Origin of the sequence: Bradyrhizobium sp. RP6, assembly GCF_003837805.1 — a bacterium.
Lineage (GTDB): Bacteria > Pseudomonadota > Alphaproteobacteria > Rhizobiales > Xanthobacteraceae > Bradyrhizobium.
The window spans coordinates 99,927-117,642 of record NZ_RQIT01000004.1 but is presented as its reverse complement, the minus strand read 5'-3'; the positions used below and the strand labels follow the sequence as shown (position 1 = coordinate 117,642).

Annotated in this window: 13 protein-coding genes; 11 read left to right on the top strand and 2 right to left on the bottom strand. The window is 65.0% G+C overall.

All coding sequences use genetic code 11. From position 1 onward, the window contains the following. Positions 1 to 211 precede the first annotated feature (211 nt). Genes EHH60_RS11485 through cyoD form a run of 4 tightly spaced genes read left to right on the top strand, consistent with a single transcriptional unit; the run spans position 212 to position 4,059 of the window. Complete coding sequence (locus EHH60_RS11485) at positions 212 to 1,045, top strand: cytochrome ubiquinol oxidase subunit II family protein (protein ID WP_124159577.1); 834 nt, start codon at positions 212 to 214, stop codon at positions 1,043 to 1,045. Beyond that, complete coding sequence (gene cyoB / locus EHH60_RS11480) at positions 1,035 to 3,035, top strand: cytochrome o ubiquinol oxidase subunit I (RefSeq protein WP_124159813.1); 2,001 nt, start codon at positions 1,035 to 1,037, stop codon at positions 3,033 to 3,035. Before EHH60_RS11485 ends, cyoB begins: the two co-directional genes overlap by 11 nt. Then, positions 3,035 to 3,676: a cytochrome (ubi)quinol oxidase subunit III gene (locus tag EHH60_RS11475; protein ID WP_124159576.1), complete on the top strand. Its 642-nt coding sequence runs from the start codon at positions 3,035 to 3,037 to the stop codon at positions 3,674 to 3,676. The genes cyoB and EHH60_RS11475 overlap by 1 nt, the downstream gene beginning before the upstream one ends. Beyond that, positions 3,673 to 4,059 (top strand): cytochrome o ubiquinol oxidase subunit IV, encoded by a 387-nt coding sequence (gene cyoD / locus EHH60_RS11470; RefSeq protein ID WP_124159575.1) that lies wholly within the window; start codon positions 3,673 to 3,675, stop codon positions 4,057 to 4,059. The genes EHH60_RS11475 and cyoD overlap by 4 nt, the downstream gene beginning before the upstream one ends. Positions 4,060 to 4,280: 221 nt before the next feature. Here the strand turns inward: cyoD and EHH60_RS11465 are convergent, their stop codons facing one another. Then, entirely contained in the window at positions 4,281 to 5,069 is a 789-nt protein-coding gene (locus EHH60_RS11465; RefSeq protein WP_124159574.1) for a thermonuclease family protein, read from the bottom strand. 200 nt (positions 5,070 to 5,269) lie between these two features. Between EHH60_RS11465 and EHH60_RS11460 the strand changes: the two genes are divergently transcribed. From EHH60_RS11460 to EHH60_RS11445, 4 genes are all read left to right on the top strand, one after another. After that, positions 5,270 to 6,868 (top strand): GMC family oxidoreductase, encoded by a 1,599-nt coding sequence (locus EHH60_RS11460; protein ID WP_124159573.1) that lies wholly within the window; start codon positions 5,270 to 5,272, stop codon positions 6,866 to 6,868. Positions 6,869 to 6,875: 7 nt separating this feature from the next. Then, on the top strand, positions 6,876 to 7,325 hold the full coding sequence (locus EHH60_RS11455; RefSeq protein WP_124159572.1) for a gluconate 2-dehydrogenase subunit 3 family protein: 450 nt from the start codon (positions 6,876 to 6,878) through the stop codon (positions 7,323 to 7,325). A gap of 92 nt (positions 7,326 to 7,417) precedes the next feature. Then, positions 7,418 to 8,437, top strand: a complete 1,020-nt coding sequence (locus tag EHH60_RS11450) for a S1C family serine protease (RefSeq protein WP_124159571.1) — start codon at positions 7,418 to 7,420, stop codon at positions 8,435 to 8,437. A gap of 58 nt (positions 8,438 to 8,495) precedes the next feature. After that, positions 8,496 to 10,220, top strand: coding sequence for an FAD-dependent oxidoreductase (locus EHH60_RS11445; protein WP_124159570.1), 1,725 nt, complete (start codon positions 8,496 to 8,498; stop codon positions 10,218 to 10,220). Between the two features lie 131 nt (positions 10,221 to 10,351). Here the strand turns inward: EHH60_RS11445 and EHH60_RS11440 are convergent, their stop codons facing one another. Beyond that, complete coding sequence (locus tag EHH60_RS11440) at positions 10,352 to 13,828, bottom strand: indolepyruvate ferredoxin oxidoreductase family protein (protein WP_124159569.1); 3,477 nt, start codon at positions 13,826 to 13,828, stop codon at positions 10,352 to 10,354. 164 nt (positions 13,829 to 13,992) lie between these two features. On the opposite strand from EHH60_RS11440, the gene EHH60_RS11435 reads away from it, so the two are divergent. From EHH60_RS11435 to EHH60_RS11425, 3 genes are all read left to right on the top strand, one after another. Further along, entirely contained in the window at positions 13,993 to 14,946 is a 954-nt protein-coding gene (locus tag EHH60_RS11435) for a hypothetical protein (RefSeq protein WP_199751414.1), read from the top strand. A gap of 362 nt (positions 14,947 to 15,308) precedes the next feature. After that, positions 15,309 to 16,007, top strand: coding sequence for a cysteine hydrolase family protein (locus EHH60_RS11430; RefSeq protein ID WP_124159567.1), 699 nt, complete (start codon positions 15,309 to 15,311; stop codon positions 16,005 to 16,007). A gap of 10 nt (positions 16,008 to 16,017) precedes the next feature. Continuing rightward, positions 16,018 to 17,685, top strand: coding sequence for a regulator (locus EHH60_RS11425; RefSeq protein ID WP_124159566.1), 1,668 nt, complete (start codon positions 16,018 to 16,020; stop codon positions 17,683 to 17,685). Positions 17,686 to 17,716: the final 31 nt, after the last annotated feature.

The following is a 17,716-nucleotide window of genomic DNA, read 5'->3' as shown; positions in this document are numbered from 1 at the left end:
TGCAGATTAGCAATCGCCCCGTCCGGAGAGAAGCGCGCGGCTCCTGCGTACATGTCATTGACATCACATGCAATTGCATGCTGCGGCCGGCCTGTCGCGCATGACTGACCCTTGCAGTCCAGGAACCGTTCTGAGGCCTCGGCGTTTGCTGCCGGAGCCTTTCCCGCGCTAGGCTCAGTCCCGGGGCTTCCCAACTACCAGTGGCGTGCCGATGAATCTGCTCGATCCGCAAGGGCCCGTGGCCGCGGGCAACAGCACCATCCTGGTCGATTCCGTCTTCATCATGCTCGTGATCGTGGTACCCACCATCATCGCGATCCTCGGCTTTGCTTTCTGGTTTCGCGCCTCGAATCCGAAAGCGCGTTACCAGCCCCACTTCGTCTATTCCGGCCGGGTCGAAATGGTGGTGTGGTCGATCCCTGCACTCACGGTCATCCTGCTCGGCGGCGTTGCCTGGATCGGCTCGCATCAACTCGATCCGGCCGCGCCCGTGCCGGGCACCGGAAGTCCGGTGCGGATACAGGCCGTTTCGCTCGACTGGAAATGGCTGTTCATCTATCCGGACCAGCGCATCGCCACCATCAACACGTTGACGGTGCCCGCGGGCGCCGAGCTGAATTTCCAGCTGACATCGTCGAGCGTGATGAACACGTTCTTCATCCCGCAGCTTGGCAGCATGATCTACACCATGAACGGCATGGTGACGAAGCTGAACCTGCGCGCCGACAATGAAGGCAAGCTCCAGGGCCTGTCCGCGCATTTCTCCGGCGACGGTTTTCCCGACATGATGTTCGACGTCAACGTGGTCTCGCCGCTCGCCTTTCCGGACTGGGTCGCGACCACGGCGAGGACGGATGCGGTGCTGAATGCGGACACCTACAAGAAGCTGATGCAGCAGGGCATCGAGAAGGGCCGACCTGTCTACCGCCTGGACGATCCGCGGCTGTTCGACCTGATCGCGAGCCAGCACATTCCGCCGGGGCCGGGGCCGGAGCTCGCATCCGAAGCGGGCCGGCCGCACAGTGGAGGCCATGATGCTCGGTAAGCTCGATTGGTCGGCCATTCCGATTGATCAACCGATTCCGCTCGTCGCCGGCGCGGTGGTGCTGGTCGCAATCCTCGGCGTCTTGACCTGGGTCGTGGTGAAGGGGCATCTGCCCTATCTCTGGGGCGAATGGATCACCAGCGTCGATCACAAGCGCATCGGCGTCATGTACATCCTGCTGGCTTCGGTGATGCTGCTGCGCGGCGGCAGCGACGCCATCATGATGCGGATCCAGCAGGCGGTGGCCTATCAGTCGCAGGGCTACCTGCCGCCGGAGCACTACAACCAGATCTTCTCGGCGCACGGCACCATCATGATCTTCTTCGTGGCGATGCCGTTCGTGATCGGGCTGATGAACCTCGTCGTGCCGCTCCAGCTCGGCGTGCGCGACGTCGCGTTTCCGACGCTCAATTCGGTCGGCTTCTGGCTGACCGCGACCGGGGCGCTGCTGGTCAACGTCTCGCTCGTGGTCGGAGAGTTCGCGCGCACCGGCTGGCTCGCCTTTCCGCCGCTGTCGGAGCTGGCCTACTCGCCCGGTGTCGGCGTCGACTATTACGCCTGGTCGCTGCAGATCTCCGGTGTCGGGACGCTGGTGGCCGGCATCAATCTCGTCACGACCGTGCTCAAGCTGCGCACGAGGGGCATGAACTATCTGCGCATGCCGATGTTCTGCTGGACCACGCTGGCCTCGAACCTTCTCATCGTCGCGGCCTTTCCGATCCTCACCGCCACGCTCGCGATGCTGCTGCTCGACCGCTATCTCGGCTTCCACTTCTTCACCAACGAGGCCGGCGGCAACGTCATGATGTTCATGAACCTGATCTGGGCCTGGGGCCATCCCGAGGTCTACATCCTGGTGCTGCCCGCCTTCGGCATCTTCTCCGAGGTGGTCTCGACCTTCTCCGGCAAGGCGCTGTTCGGCTATCGCTCCATGGTGCTGGCGACCATGGCGATCTGCGTCATCTCCTTCATGGTCTGGCTGCACCATTTCTTCACGATGGGGGCGGGGCCCGACGTCAACGCCATCTTCGGTATCGCCAGCATGATCATTGCGATACCGACCGGCGTGAAGATCTACAATTGGCTGTTCACGATGTATGGCGGCCGCATCCGTTTTGCGACGCCGATGCTGTGGTCGGTCGGCTTCATGGTCACCTTCATCATCGGCGGATTGACAGGCGTCCTCGTCGCGGTGCCGCCGGCCGACTTCATGCTCCACAACAGCATGTTCCTGGTTGCGCACTTCCACAACGTCATCATCGGCGGCGTGCTGTTCGGCGCCTTCGCCGGCTTCGAATACTGGTTTCCGAAGGCGTTCGGCTTTCGCCTCGACGAGCGCTGGGGCAAGGCCGCGTTCTGGTTCACCTTCCTCGGCTTCTACGTCACCTTCATGCCGCTCTACATCGCCGGCATGCTCGGCATGACGCGCCGAATGCAACACTACGACGTCGCGTCCTGGCGGCCCTGGATGATCGTTGCGGCGGTCGGCGTGGCCGTGCTGTCGATCGGCGTGATCTGCCAGATCGTGCAGCTCGTGGTCAGCATCCGCAACCGCGAGGCGTTGCGCGACCGCACCGGCGATCCCTGGGACGGGCGCTCGCTGGAATGGGCGACCTCGTCGCCGCCGCCGGTGTTCAATTTCGCCTTCAATCCCGATGTGCGCGGCGAGGACGCCTATTGGGAGATGAAGGCCCGCGCCCGGCAGCAATCGCTCGAGCACGAAGTGCCCGAATATCAGGACATCGAGATGCCCCGCAATTCGCCGACCGGCTTCGTCTGCGCGTTCTTCGCCACCATCATGGGCTTTGCGCTGATCTGGCACATCTGGTGGATGGTGATCCTGGGCGGCATCGGCGCGTTCGCGACCTTCGTCGTGTTCGCCTGGCGCGACCATGACGAATACGTCATCCCGGCCGAACAGGTCGCGGCAATCGACCGCGTCAATATCGAGGAACGGCGCAGCCTCGTCAGCATGGCGGGGGCGGTCTGATGGCGATGACCGCGACCGCCGGCCACGCGCACGCCGATCCCCATCACATCGGGCTCGTCATCGAGCATCCCGGACCCGCGCCGAAGCGGATCGTGACCGCCTACGGCTTCTGGATTTTCCTGCTCTCCGACATCGTGATGTTCTCTTGTTTTTTCGCCGCCTATGCCGTGCTTTCCGGCCAGACTGCCGGCGGCCCGAAGGGCGCGGAGATCTTCGAGCAGAGGAATGTCGCGATCGAGACGGTCTGCCTGCTGCTCTCGAGCTTCACCTGCGGCATGGCCAGCATCGCCGCCGACGTACGCAACCGGTTCTGGTTCTATCTCGGCATGACCGTGACCTGCGTGCTCGGGCTGATATTCCTCGTGCTCGAGTTCCGCGAATTCGCCGACCTTGTCGCCCGCGGCTACGGTCCGTCGCGCAGCGCGTTCCTGACCGCGTTCTTCTCGCTGGTCGGCTGCCACGGGCTGCACGTCTCGGCCGGCGTGCTCTGGCTGCTCACCATGATGGCCCAGGTCTTTGCGAAAGGCTTTCGCGCCGACGTGCTGCGGCGGATGATGTGCTTTGCGCTGTTCTGGCACGCACTCGACATCATCTGGGTCGGGGTGTTCTCCGTCGTCTACCTGCTTGGGGGTGCCCCATGAGCGATCAGACGCATATTCCGGCCGGGCACGACCTCGCACCGGGCGAGGAAGAGCAGCATGGCGTCGGTGAGCGGATCCTGGGCTATGTCGTCGGTCTTGTTCTGGCGCTGTTGCTCACGGCGACGTCGTTCTTCATCGCCGGCACCGACCTGGTCTGGCAGCCCTCGATTCCGGTCGCGCTGATCGTGCTTGCGATCGCACAGATGGGTGTGCATCTCGTGTTTTTCCTGCACATCACCACGGGGCCCGACAACACCAACAACGTGCTGGCGCTCGCCTTCGGGCTGCTGGTCGTCTTCCTGGTGGTGGGCGGGACGGTGTGGATCATGGCGCATCTCAATGCGAACATGCCGCCGATGGACCAGATCATGCGGATGCAGTGATAGACCCGCACAGAAAAGAACGGCCGCTTGCTCGTGACAAGCGGCCAAGTCTAGGGAGGAAACGCCCGAGCAAAGACAATCGGGCCGGAGCCGGATTGTTGCCTAGGAAACGCTCGCGCAAGGCGCTCGCGTACGCATACAAATGCAGCAACTGCCGACGAAGTTCAATCCCGGATCAATACGTAGTCGGAATACTACTCACAGGTGCGGAACTCGCCCGTTCATTTTGGCCGGCGGCAATTATAGGCCTTGCGGAAGCCGGCGGCCTGGGCGTCGTCCTCCGAGCAGAACCAGCGGTCGGGTCTCGTGGTCGCGGGATAGCTCGGGCAACCGCGCAAATGATAGATGCCGATATTGCCGGTCACGCGGGCGCGCACCGCAAGCTTGCCCTTGATGCTGCAGCTGGGCGGCATCGTCAGTTCCTCCGGGAACAGCACGGCGCGAATCTCCTTGTCGCGGTCGGGCCGGCAGGCGGTGCCCAGGAGCGTGCCGTCTTTCTTGCCGGCGCGAAAATCTTGCGGTGCAACAAAACAGCCCTTCCAGATTCCGGCGGCGGCTGTCCTGGCTTCGGCCGCGACGGGCTTGGCGTTGGCCTTGATCGGCTCCCGGGCGACGGCAAAGCCGAGCCTGACCAGCTGTTCGTTCAAGGTCGACTTGTCGCCCTCGGCCGTGCAGATCGCCCGGTGCCGCTTGCCAAAGCTCTTTTCCGGCCCGACATCGTCACAGCGCACCACGCGTCCCTTGATCAGCTTCGTGAGCTGATCGCGGGCCTCGATGCCGCAGGTCCAGGCATCGGCGTGATCGTCGATGCAGACCTGGTCCAGCTCGGGCGCATCGACGCCGTCCAGCCGATAGATCACGTCGCCGAGCTGGATGGAGTTGCCGTCGCGGGCCGTCGCGGCGCCGGTCAGCGCCGAGGCAGGGTTGGAGGTGCCCAGAAATCCGGACAAGGCGAAAAACGAAACGAGCGCAAAAGCGCGGGCGCTGGCAAAGAAATTTCGGAAGGACATACGGTCTCGCTATCGATGGCTCGTGCGTCTCGTTCCTAGCATCGGGATGTGGCGATACCAATGGTCTGCACCCTGCGAAGTGTGACATTCCGGCCTCGCGGCTTTACTCGGCCGTCGCTCTGACCCTATCGTTCGCCGGCCTCGCTAGGCGCGAAAGGCCGAATCGCCCGGGAAGCGGCGAGGGGGAGGAAGAAGTTGCGATGAAAGACCCCGTGGACGTCCTGATCATCGGCGCCGGCGCTTCAGGCGCGGCGGTGGCGTGGTCGCTGGCCGAGACCAAGATGCACGTCCTCTGCCTGGAGCAGGGCGGCTGGATGAACCCGGCGGAATATCCCAGCACCGGCCGGGATTGGGAGGCCAAATTCTACGGCGAGTGGTCGTCGAGCCCCAATGTCCGCGGCCGCCCCGAGGACTACCCGATCAACGACGACAACTCCCCGATCAAGGTCGTCAACTACAATGCGGTCGGCGGCTCAACCGTGATGTACACCGCGCATTGGCCGCGGCTGCATCCCTCCGATTTCAAGGTGAAGACGCTCGACGGCGTCGCCGACGACTGGCCGATCGACTACGACGCGCTGACCCCGTTCTTCGAAGAGAACGACCGCATGATGGGTACGTCCGGCCTGTCAGGTGATCCGCTTTCCCCGCTGACGCATCCGCCGATGCCGCAGCAGCCGATGGGATTGTCCGGCGCCATCATCGGCAAGGCCATGAACAAGCTCGGGTGGCACTGGTGGCCGTCGGATACGACGGTCGCGACCATGGACTATGAGGGCCGGGCGCGCTGCATCAATCTCGGCCATTGCACGCCGGCCTGCGCGCAAGGCGCAAAGTCCTCCACCGACATCACCTATTGGCCGCATGCGATCCGCGCCGGCGTCGAGTTGCGCACCCATTGCCGCGTGCGGGAGATCACCACCGACGAGAACGGCATGGCTTCGGGCGTCGTCTACTACGACAAGGACGGCGTCGAGCAGTTTCAGCCCGCGCACGTCGTCATCATCGCCTGCAACGGCGTGGGCACGCCGCGCCTGCTTTTGAACTCGGCCTCGGGGCGCTTTCCCAACGGGCTTGCAAATTCGTCCGGCCTCGTCGGCAAGAACCTGATGTTTCATCCCTATGCGCAGATCTACGGATTTGTGAAGGAGCCGACCGACAGCAATCGTGCGCCGCCGACCTGCCTGTGGAGCAAGGAGTTTTACGACACCGACCTGTCGCGCGGTTTCGTGCGCGGCTACGGCATCCAATTCGGCCGCGGCGCGGGGCCGGTGTTCGAGGCGGTCGCGAGCGAGCAGAAAGGCATTCTGCCATGGGGCGCCGACCATCATCGCGTGTTCCGCAAGCTCAACGGTCATCGGCTTGCGGTGTCGGCGATCTGCGAGGATCTGCCCGAGGAGCACAACCGCGTCACGCTCGATCCCGTGCTGAAGGACAGTCACGGAATCCCCGCGCCGAAGGTCGACTATACGATCAGCGAGAACAGCCGGAAAATGATGGAGCACGGGCTGGCGCGCGGCCGGGAGATTCTCGAGACCGCCGGTGCGACCGACATCTGCATCAACAACCCGATCCCCTGGGGCGGCTGGCATCTCCTCGGCACCGCGCGGATGGGCACCGATCCCGAACGTTCCGTAGTCAACGAATGGGGCCGCTCGCACGACGTGAAGAACCTCTTCATCGTCGACGGCAGCATCTTCGTCACCTCGGGCGGCGTGAACCCGACGTCCACCATCCAGGCCCTCGCGCTCTACATCGCCGACCAGATGAAGCAGCGCCTCGCCAATTTGTTCGATTGAGGTCGTGATGTCCGCAGACAACCAACTGACACGCAGGCAGCGCGACGACCTGCGCACCATCGCCGCGATGATCATTCCTGCCAGCGACGAGTACAAGGTGCCGGGCGCCGATGATCCCGCGATCCAGGCCGACATGCTGGCAACGCTCGGCCGTGACACCAGATTGGTGGCGGCGGCACTGGATCATCTGGCGCGCCTCGCCGGAGTGCCGCTCGCCGAGCTCGATACCAAAAGGCGCGATGCGGTGGCGCAGGAGTTTCGCAACAGCGGCGGCGTCGCCGCAGCAACGCTCGTCCGTGTCGTGCTGCAATGCTACTACCGCGACGACCGCGTGCTGGGTTCGCTCGGAATCGAGCTGCGCGCGCCGTTCCCCAGGGGCCATGTGCTTCCGGATGGGGACTGGACGCTGCTCGACCCGGTCAAGGCAAGAGGCGGTTCGCTGAGGCGAGCGCCCTAGCCATCTGGGCAGTCCAGCCCTGCGCTCCAGGCGCGCATCTTGCGCGGCAGGGAACAGGCCACCATCTGTGTGAGCCTTCAAGGACTCTTGCCATGCTGGACTTCACTTCAGATATCGCCGATGACGCAGCGTCATCGCGAACGACGGCGTCTGCCGAGGTCGGTGACCGGGCCCTGCTGGACGCCTATTCCAATGCCGTGATCGACGTGACCGACCGTGTCGGTCCCGCGGTCGTGCGCGTCGAGACCGGGCCGAAGGCGCCGAACGGCCGCGAGCGCGGCGGGCTCGGCTCAGGCATCGTGATCTCGCCGGATGGACTCGTCCTCACCAACAGCCATGTGGTCGGCAGTTCGAAGGAAATTCGGCTGCGCGACGTCGAGGGCCATGTCGGTGACGCGCGGGTGCTCGGCGTAGATCCCGACACCGATCTTGCCCTGCTGCGCGCCAACGGCGCGCGCCACTTGCCCTATGCCGCGCTCGGTAACTCCAAGACCCTGCGCCGCGGCCAGCTGGTGATCGCGATCGGCAATCCGCTCGGCTTCGAATCGACCGTGACCGCCGGCGTCGTCTCTGCGCTCGGGCGCTCGATCCGCTCGGTCAGCGGGCGCACCATCGAGGACGTGATCCAGACCGATGCCGCGCTCAATCCCGGCAATTCGGGCGGCCCGCTGGTGTCGTCGCATGCCGAGGTGATCGGCATCAACACCGCCATCATCAACGGCGCGCAAGGGATCTGCTTTGCGGTCGCCAGCAACACCGCGCAATTCGTGCTGTCGGAGATCATCCGCCACGGCTACGTCCGCCGCGCCTATATCGGCGTTGCCGGACAGACGGCACCGGTCCCGCGGCGGCATGCGGTGCTCGCCGGCGTCGAGAACAAGATGGGCGCGCTCTTGATGCAGATCGAGCCGGATGGACCTGCAGCCAAGGCGGGCCTGTTGCCCGGCGACGTCGTGATCAGGCTCGACGGCGTCGAGATCAACGGCGTCGATGATCTGATCCGCGTGCTCGATCGCGACCGGATCGGCCGGCGGCTCGCCATGGACGTGTTGCGGCTCGGCCGCCTGCGGGCGATCGATATCGATCCGATCGAACGCAAGAAGGCGCGCTAGCTGCAAGCCCGTGGGCGCGGTATGACGGTGTCATGCCTCGCTCACGGAACCTTGCCGCATGATGCCGGCGCACGAGACCTACGACGTCATTGTCATCGGCGCCGGTGCAGGTGGCATGACGGCCGCGGCCGTCGCTGCCGCTGAAGGCCTGCGCGTGCTGGTGATCGAGAAAACCGCCTTCGTCGGCGGCACCACCGCCTGGTCCGGCGGCATGGTCTGGATACCCGCCAATCACAAGATGAAGGAGGCGGGACTTTCCGACAGCGTCACCGATGCAGTCCGGTATCTGTCGAGCACGGTCCCGGAGTCCGCGAATTCCAGCCTGCGCGCCGCCTTCCTCGCGCGCGGGCCCGAGGCGATCGCCTGGCTCGAAGCCAACACCGAGGTGCGGCTCCAGCCGATGAAGGCCTATCCCGATTACTATCCGGAACGGCTGGGGGCGACGCCTGGCGGCCGCGTGCTGGAGCCGGCTGTCTTCGACGGTGCCCGGCTGGGAAATAACTTCGCGCGATTGCGGCCACCGCTGCCGGAGTGCACGCTGTTCGGCGGGATGATGGTCGGCCGCCTGGACCTTCCGCATCTGGGCCGGATCGGAGCGTCGTTGTGCTCGACCTTGCGCGCGGCGCAGTTGGTGTCCGCGTATGCGTGGCAGCGCTTGCGATCGCCGCGCGGCACGACGTTGCATCAAGGCAATGCGCTCGCCGCGCAGCTGTATGCCACGCTGCTGGCGCGGCGGGTCGATCTCCTCTTCAGCGCTGATGTCGAGCGCCTATCAATGCGGGACGAGCGCGCCGCCGGCGTGGTGATCCGCCACGGCGCCCGCGACCGCCTGATCTCAGCGCGTCGCGGCGTCGTGCTCGCGATCGGAGGCTTCTCGCACGATGCGAGCTTGCGCAAACGCTTCTTCCCGGCCGGCGCAGGCTTGATCTCGGCGGCCACTCCGTCGGCTGCGGGCGACGGGCTTCGGCTTGGGACTGCCGCCGGTGCAGCGCTCAACACGGACGCGACGAGCGCAGCCTATTGGGTCCCGGCCTCGCTATTCCGCCGCACTGATGGCAGCCGCGGCGTGTTCCCGCACATGACGGCCGATCGCGCCAAGCCCGGCGTGATCGCCGTCAATGCGGCCGGCAGGCGTTTCGTCAACGAGGCGCTGTCCCACCACGAGTTCGTGCTTGCCATGTTGCGCGAGGCCAATGGTGAGCTGGACCGGCCGTTCCACCTGATCTGCGACCGCTGGTTCCTGTGGGCCTACGGCCTCGGCCGCATCAAACCATTCACGCGCAGTTATCGGCGCTATGTGGCGAGCGGCGAGTTGATCGAGGCGGCGGATGTCGCGCAGCTCGCAGCCTTGATCGGCATCAAGCCATCCGTGCTTGCAGCGACGGTCACGAATTACAATGCCGATGCGAAGGAGGGGCGCGATCCCGAATTTGGTCGCGGCAGCACCATCTATCAGCGCCATCTCGGCGATGCCGTTCACAAGCCCAACCCTTGCGTCGCACCGATCGTCCGCGCGCCGTTCTTCGCGCTGCGCATCCACCCGGCGGATCTCGGCACGGCCATCGGCATGACGGTGGATGCGCAAGCGCGTGTGCTGCGCAAGGACGGCACTCCGATCTCCGGCCTTTACGCCTGCGGCAATGACATGGCCTCGATCATGAACGGCAATTATCCGGCCCCGGGCATCACGCTCGGGCCGGCGCTGACGTTCGGGTACATCGCGGGGCGGCATCTGGCGGAGGGGAGTGTGGCGACGGCGGGTGCGACGAAGGCGACCGTCTGACTGTCGTCTCGCTTTTCTCAGTCATTGCGAGCGTAGCGAAGCAATCCAGAATCACTCCGCGGCGACGGTCTGGATTGCTTCGTCGCAAGGGCTCCTCGCAATGACGCGTGGAGAGAACGTTCTCCCGACCGCTACTCCGCCGCCGCCGCAAAGCGGCTGTTCTCGAGCTCCGCTTCCAGCCGCGCCGTCTCGGCCGCCGCCAGCTTGATATTTGCTTCCTTGACATGGCCGAAGCCGCGGATCGTCTCGGGCACCCGTGCAAGCCGGGTCAGCAGCGGGATCTGCGCCGCTTGCAGCCTGACGATCCGCTGATCGATGATCGCCAGGTAATCCGCGATCAGCTTCCGCTCGGTCCGGCGCTCCTCGGTGCGGCCGAACGGATCGAACAGGCCGCCGCGCAGGAACTTGAGCTTGGCGAGAACGCGGAAGGCATGGATCATCCAGCCGCCGAACTCCTGCTTCTGCAGATGTCCCGTCACCTTGTCGCGCTTGGCGAAGATCGGCGGGGCGAGGTGGTACTTCAGCGTGAAATCGCCATCGAACTTTTCCGACACCTTCCTGGCAAAGCTGCCATCGGTATAGAGCCGCGCGACCTCGTACTCATCCTTGTAGGACATCAGCTTGAACAGGTTCTTCGCGACGGCCTCGGTCAGTTCCGTCGACGCGGGCGAAACGGCGCTCTCCGCCTTGCGCACCTTGGCGACCGCCGCGAGATAGCGGTCGGCGTAGGCCTTGTCCTGATAGAAGGTCAGGAATTCCACGCGCGTCGCGATGATGTCGTCGAGCGATTTCGCCGGCGCGGACGCTCTAGCCTTGAACTGAAGCACGCTGCGCACGCGCGACATGTCGTGGGCGGCGAGGCGGCCCCAGGTGAAGGCGAGCTTGTTCATCTCGATCGCGGCGCCGTTGATCTCGATGGCGCGGAGCAGGGCCTCCAGCGACAGCGGAATCGCGCCCTTCTGGAACGCGAAGCCGAGCATGAAGGGGTTGGTGGCGATGCTGTCGCCCATCAGCGCGGCGGCAATGCCCGTGGCGTCTATGATGTCGAGGTTCTTGTCGCCGATGGCGTCGCGCAGCACGGTCTGCATCGTGCCCATCTCGAAGTCGAGATCGGGGTTCTGCACGAAGCTCGCGGTCGGCTGCAAATCGGCGTTGATGTAGGCCTTCGTCACGCCGCGCTCGGCGCGGCTGAGTGCGGCCGGGCCGGCCGAGACGATCATGTCGCAGCCGAGGATGACGTCGGCGCCGCCCGTGGTGATGCGGACGGCGGAAATGTCCTCCGGCTTCGGAGCAATGCGCACATGGCTCATCACCGCGCCGTTCTTCTGCGACAGGCCGGTGAAATCCAGCGCCGAGCAACCCCGACCGTCGACATGGGCAGCCATGCCGAGCAGGGCGCCGATGGTGATGACGCCGGTGCCGCCGATCCCGGTGACGAGGATGTTGTAGGGACCGTCGAGTTCACGCGCCGGCGGCAGTGGCAGATCGGCGAAGAGCTGGCCGGAATCGACCGCCGAGGTCTTCATCCGCTTGAGCGTGCCGCCATGCACGGTGACGAAGCTCGGACAGAAACCCTCGACGCAGGAAAAGTCCTTGTTGCAGTTCGACTGGTCGATCTGGCGCTTGCGGCCGAATTCGGTCTCCAGCGGCTGCACCGAGACGCAATTGGAGGCCTGCGAGCAGTCGCCGCAGCCTTCGCAGACGAGCTCGTTGATGAAGGCGCGCTTGGCGGGATCGGGATAGAGCCCGCGCTTGCGGCGGCGGCGCTTTTCGGCGGCGCAGGTCTGGTCGTAGACAATGACGGTGAGGCCCTTGATGTCACGCAGCTCGCGCTGCACGGCGTCGAGCTCGCGGCGATGATGGATGGTCGCGCCTTGCGGAAAATAGTTTCCTTGCGGGTATTTGGACGGATCGTCGGAAACGATCGCGAGCCGCTTGACGCCCTCGGCCCAGACCTGGTGCGCAATCTGCGCGACGTGGAAGGCGCCTTCGGCCGGCTGGCCGCCGGTCATGGCCACGGCGTCGTTGTAGAGGATCTTGTAGGTGATGTTGATGCCGGCAGCGGAAGCGGCACGCAGCGCAAGTAGCCCGGAATGGGTATAGGTGCCGTCGCCGAGATTCTGGAAAATGTGCGTCTCGCTCGTGAAGGGCGACTGGCCGATCCAGTTCACGCCTTCGGCGCCCATATGAGAGATCAGATCGGTGCGACGGGTTGGCATGCTCAGGGCCATGCCGTGGCAGCCGATGCCGGCCATGGCGCGGCTGCCCTCCGGCACACGCGTGGAGGTGTTGTGTGGGCAGCCCGAGCAGAAGAACGGCGTGCGCGCGAGCTTGATCTGGGCGCTGGTGGTGACGGGATTGTCGAACGCCTCGAGCCGGGCGAGGCGCTGCTCCAGCACCGGGCTGTGATGGCCGAGCTTGCGCAAGCGCGCCACCAGCGCAGACGCGACAATGGTCGGCGTCAGCTCGCCCTCGCTCGGCAGCAGCGGTGCGCCGCGCTCGTCGCGCTTGCCGGTGACGGTCGGGCGCCTGGACGCATCGATATTGTAGAGGATGCGCATCAGCTGGTCTTCGATGAAGCCGCGCTTCTCCTCGACGACCAGCACGTCCTGAAGACCTTCGGCGAAACGCTTCGCGCCGCTCTCCTCAAGAGGCCAGGTCAGCGCGACCTTGTAGATGCGCAAGCCCAGATCCTGCGCGTCCTTGTCCGTAATGCCCAAATCGGCGAGCGCCTGGCGCAGGTCGAGATAGGCCTTGCCGGTCGCGACGATGCCGAGCCGCGCCGGCTTTGAATCGAGCACGATGCGGTCGAGCTGGTTGGCGCGGGCGAAGGCCTGCACGGCGGCCATCTTCGGGCCGAATAGCCGCTTCTCGGCTTCGAGCGGCGGATCGGGCCAGCGGATGTTGAGGCCGCCCGGCGGCATCTCGAAATCGTCAGGCAGCTTGATCCGGATACCTTCAGGATCGCTGTAGATCGACGCCGAGCTCTCGACGGTCTCGCTGATCGCCTTGAAGCCGACCCAGCAGCCGGAGAAGCGCGAGAGCGCAAAACCGTAGAGGCCGAGATCGAGATAGTCCTGCAGTGTCGCGGGATTGATCACGGGGATCAGCGCGGCCGCGAACACCTGCTCGCTCTGATGCGCCAGCGTCGATGACTGGCAGCCGTGGTCGTCGCCGGCGAGTGCCAGCACGCCGCCGTTGAGCGAGGTGCCAGCCGCGTTGGCATGCTTGAGCGCATCCACCGAGCGGTCGACGCCGGGGCCCTTGCCATACCAGATGCCGAACACACCATCGACCTTGGCGCCGGGAAACAGTCCGACTTGCTGGCTGCCCCACACGGCGGTTGCCGCCAGATCCTCGTTCAGGCCGGGCACGAAGGCGATGTCGTGCTGCTGGAGGTGCGACTTCGCCCGCCACAACGCGTGGTCGTACATGCCGAGCGGGGAACCGCGATAGCCCGAGATGAAGCCGCCGGTGTTGAGCCCCTGGAGCCGGTCGCGTTCGCGCTGCAACATGGGCAGCCGGACCAGGGCCTGCGTGCCGGACAGAAAGATCCGCTTCGATTCGAGCCGGTATTTATCGTCCAGCTCGACCTGCATCAGCGTCATTTCGGGAGTCCTTGTCTTTCGTTCGGCGTTGGGGTTTGCGCTGCGGGAGGGATTGCGGCTGCGCGACGCGAATTGTGACAGTCAAAGGCATGGGCCGGCGAAGTCAATATCGCTGGCCGCATCCGTGGCGCTCCTGCTAGTCATGGCTTCCTGTGGAGAGCACCATGACCGCGAACGCATTCGATACCGAGATCACGGAGACGGCCGAGGCGCTGATCGGGCCGTGGCGCCAGCCGCGCCAGATGCTGCAAACGCAAACCTACGACGCGCACGCCTCGATCCACGACGACGCAACAGCCCAGAAGCTCGGCTTCAAGAGCGGCACCATCGAAGGGCCGACCCATTTCAGCCAGTTCGCGCCGCTCGGCGAACGGCTATGGGGTCGTACCTGGTTCGAGACGGGCTGCCTGTCCGCGCATTATCGCAGCGTCTGCTACGAAGGCGAGGAGGTGCAAGCGATCCTGTCGAAGCCATTGCCCGGCACGAGCCAGTGCCAGGTCCAAATGGTCAAGCGCGACGGCACCGAGGTGCTGCGCGGAACGGCCTCGGTCGGCGATGCGCCGGTTGCGACCGCGCTTGAGACCCGCCTCGGCGAGCTCAAGCCGCTGGCCGATGCCGTGATCCTTCGCGACGTGAAGGTGGCGCGGACCGGCAAGCGGCAGTCGGTGCGCATGGCGTTCGACCAGAATATGGGCGACCTCTACCCGTTCTCGCTCAGGCAGAAGCTCGCCGTCATCACCGAGAGCTCGCCCTACTACTCGGGCGCGGATAATCCGTGGGGCAAGCCCGTCATTCCGATGGAGATGCTGAGCGTGCTGTTCCAGTACCGCTCCAAGGACGATCCGCTACCGGCCAGGGGCCCGGCCGTCGGTCTGTTCGCCGATCAGGAGATCCGCCTCGTGAAGGGGCCGCTCTTCGTCGACGAGGCGTACGAAGTCGAGCGCGAGGTGGTCGCGCTCTCCGGCAGCCGCCGCACCGAAAGCGCGTGGGTCAAGACGCGCGTGTTCGACAGGGCGGGCACGATGGTGGCAACCATGTTGCTGAACATGGCGACGTTGAAGGACTCTTATGCGCCGTATGAGGAAGAGTATCGGCGGCTGTATGGGGCTGGGCGGTAGGGGCAAGGCCTCGCCACACACGTGCGTCGTCATTCCGGGGCGACGCGTAGCGTCGAGCTATGGTGCGCGATTGCGCATCAGAGAATCCATTTCACCTCGGGTATTGTGGCCCGTTGAATTTCCGGGCTCGCGACTGCGTCGCGCCCCGGAATGACGGCTGGTGAAAGCCTCGCCACCGCTTAAGCATTGAGCAAATGCACGCCGTAAAGCCGCCGCATAGCGAATGAGCACACGCGCACACGTGTCGTAAGAGTTTGACAGAGCAGCGAATTTCTCGAAGCTCTCCCTCCAATCGCAATTGTACACAATGGCACGGTGCTTGCAGAACTCCTGGCCAAGAGAGTTCTCGCGAGGCCTGCGTCATGTTGAACTCAGCCAAGCCGACAAGGGGCGTCGTCAGCGCCGAGCCCGAGCCGATCAAGCTCGACTGGCCCGCCACCGCGCTTCTCATCATCGACATGCAGCGGGACTTCATGGAGCCCGGCGGCTTCGGCGAAACGCTCGGCAACGACGTCAGCCAGCTCGCACGCGCGGTGAAGCCGATCGGCGCGGTGCTGACGGCGGCGCGCGCCACCGGCATGCTGGTCGTCCACACGCGCGAGGGGCATCTGCCCGATCTCTCCGACGCGCCGCCGGCCAAGGTCGAGCGCGGCGCGCCGAGCCTTCGCATCGGCGATCCCGGTCCGATGGGACGCATCCTCATTCGCGGTGAGGCCGGCCACGACATCATTCCCGAGCTCTATCCGCTCGACAGCGAAATCGTGATCGACAAACCCGGCAAGGGGGCGTTCTACGCGACCGAGCTCGGCGACATCCTTCAGAAATACGGCATCGAGAATTTGCTCGTGTGCGGCGTCACCACCGAGGTGTGCGTCAACACCACGGTGCGCGAGGCCAATGACCGCGGCTATCGCTGCGTCGTCATCGCCGACGGCTGCGCATCCTATTTCCCCGAGTTTCACGAGATGGGCCTGAAGATGATCAAGGCCCAGGGCGGCATCTTCGGCTGGGTCGCGGACTCGGCCGCAGTCCTGGAGGCAATGAAGGTTTCGACCACATAGGGGTATTGTCATGAGCACATTGACGGGGACGGCCGGCAAATCTGAAATCGACAAGTCCGGGTTTAAGCCGGCGCTATGGACATCGGGCGACTGGAACGCGCTTTTCGGCTTCGGCACCAACATCCTCGTCAACATGCTGGTGCTCACGGGGCTCCTGCGCTTCGTGCTGAAGATGCCTGATAGCCTCGTGTTCGGCCGCATCCTGCCCGCGCTTGGGCTGATGATGTGCCTGTCCACCTTCTATTATGCGTATCTCGCCTATCGCCTCGCCCAGAAGACCGGCCGCAACGACGTCTGCGCGCTACCGTCAGGCGTCAGCGTGCCGCACATGTTCATCGTCACCTTCGTGATCATGCTGCCGATCACGCTGAAGACCGGCGATCCGCTCAAGGGCTGGTCGGCGGGGCTCGTCTGGGTGTTCTTCCAGAGCTTCATTCTCATGATCGGCGGCTTCATCGCGCCCTTCATCCGCAGGATCACGCCGCGCGCGGCGTTGCTCGGCACGCTTGCCGGCGTCTCCGTCACCTTCATCTCGATGCGGCCGGCGCTGGAGATGTACATGACGCCGCAGATTGGTCTCGTCTGCTTCGCCATCATCCTGGTGAGCTGGTTCGGCGGTGTGAAGTATTGGCGCGGCGTTCCCGCGGGCCTCGTCGCGATCGCTGCCGGCATGATCATCGCCTGGGGCTCGAACCTGTTCGGACTGGGTCTCGGCGGATTGAGTCTCAAAGGCGTCGGCGCCGCCTTTGCGAACTTCGGCTTCTCGGTGCCGATCCCGGCTGTCGGCTACGTCTTCTCCGGCTTCGAATTCCTCAGCATCATCCTGGTCACCGCCATTCCGTTCGGCATCTACGACCTCGTCGAGGCCATGGACAATGTCGAGAGCGCGGAAGCGGCCGGTGACGACTATCCGACCACGCGCGTGCTCACCGCCGACGGCGTCGTCAGCCTGATCGGCTGCCTGATCGGCAATCCCTTCATCAACGCCGTCTATATCGGCCATCCCGGCTGGAAGGCGATGGGCGGTCGGATCGGTTACTCGGCGGCGACGGGCATCATGGTGGTCGTGCTGTCTTGGTTCGGCATCATCTCGGTGCTGCTGGCACTCGTGCCGGTCGTCGCGATCTCGCCGATCCTGCTCTACATCGGTATGCTGATCGGCGCGCAGGCGTTCCAGACCACACCGGTCAAGCACGCGCCCGCGATCGTGCTGGCGCTGACCCCGCATCTAGCCGCCTGGGCCAAGCTCCAGATCGACACCATGCTGGGCTCCACCATGAATGCGGCGGCAACCGTCGGCGGAATGGCGGCCGACAAAGCCGATGCGGTCAAGGCCGCCGCGATCGCCGCGCTGCCGCAGCAGGGCGTGTTCTATCACGGCCTCGAGGTGATGGGCGGCGGCTCCATCCTCGGCGGTCTCATCCTCGGCGCCATCGGTGTCTTCATCATCGAGCGCGACTTCGAGATGGCGTCCGCCTTTGCGCTGGTCGGGGCGGTGCTGACCTATTTCGGCTTCATGCACGGCGAGGCCGTCGGCATCGGCGGCGGCTTTGGCGTGACGCCCGCGGTGGCCCTGGCCTACGCAGTAATGGCTGCGGGCCTGTTCGCCGCCGCCAAGCTCGGCGCCAGCGAGCCCTACGCCGCGCATCCGGAGATGTCGGCCGCGCCGGCGGAGTAGGCGTGCCCTCAAGTCTCGCGGAACGGCCGGG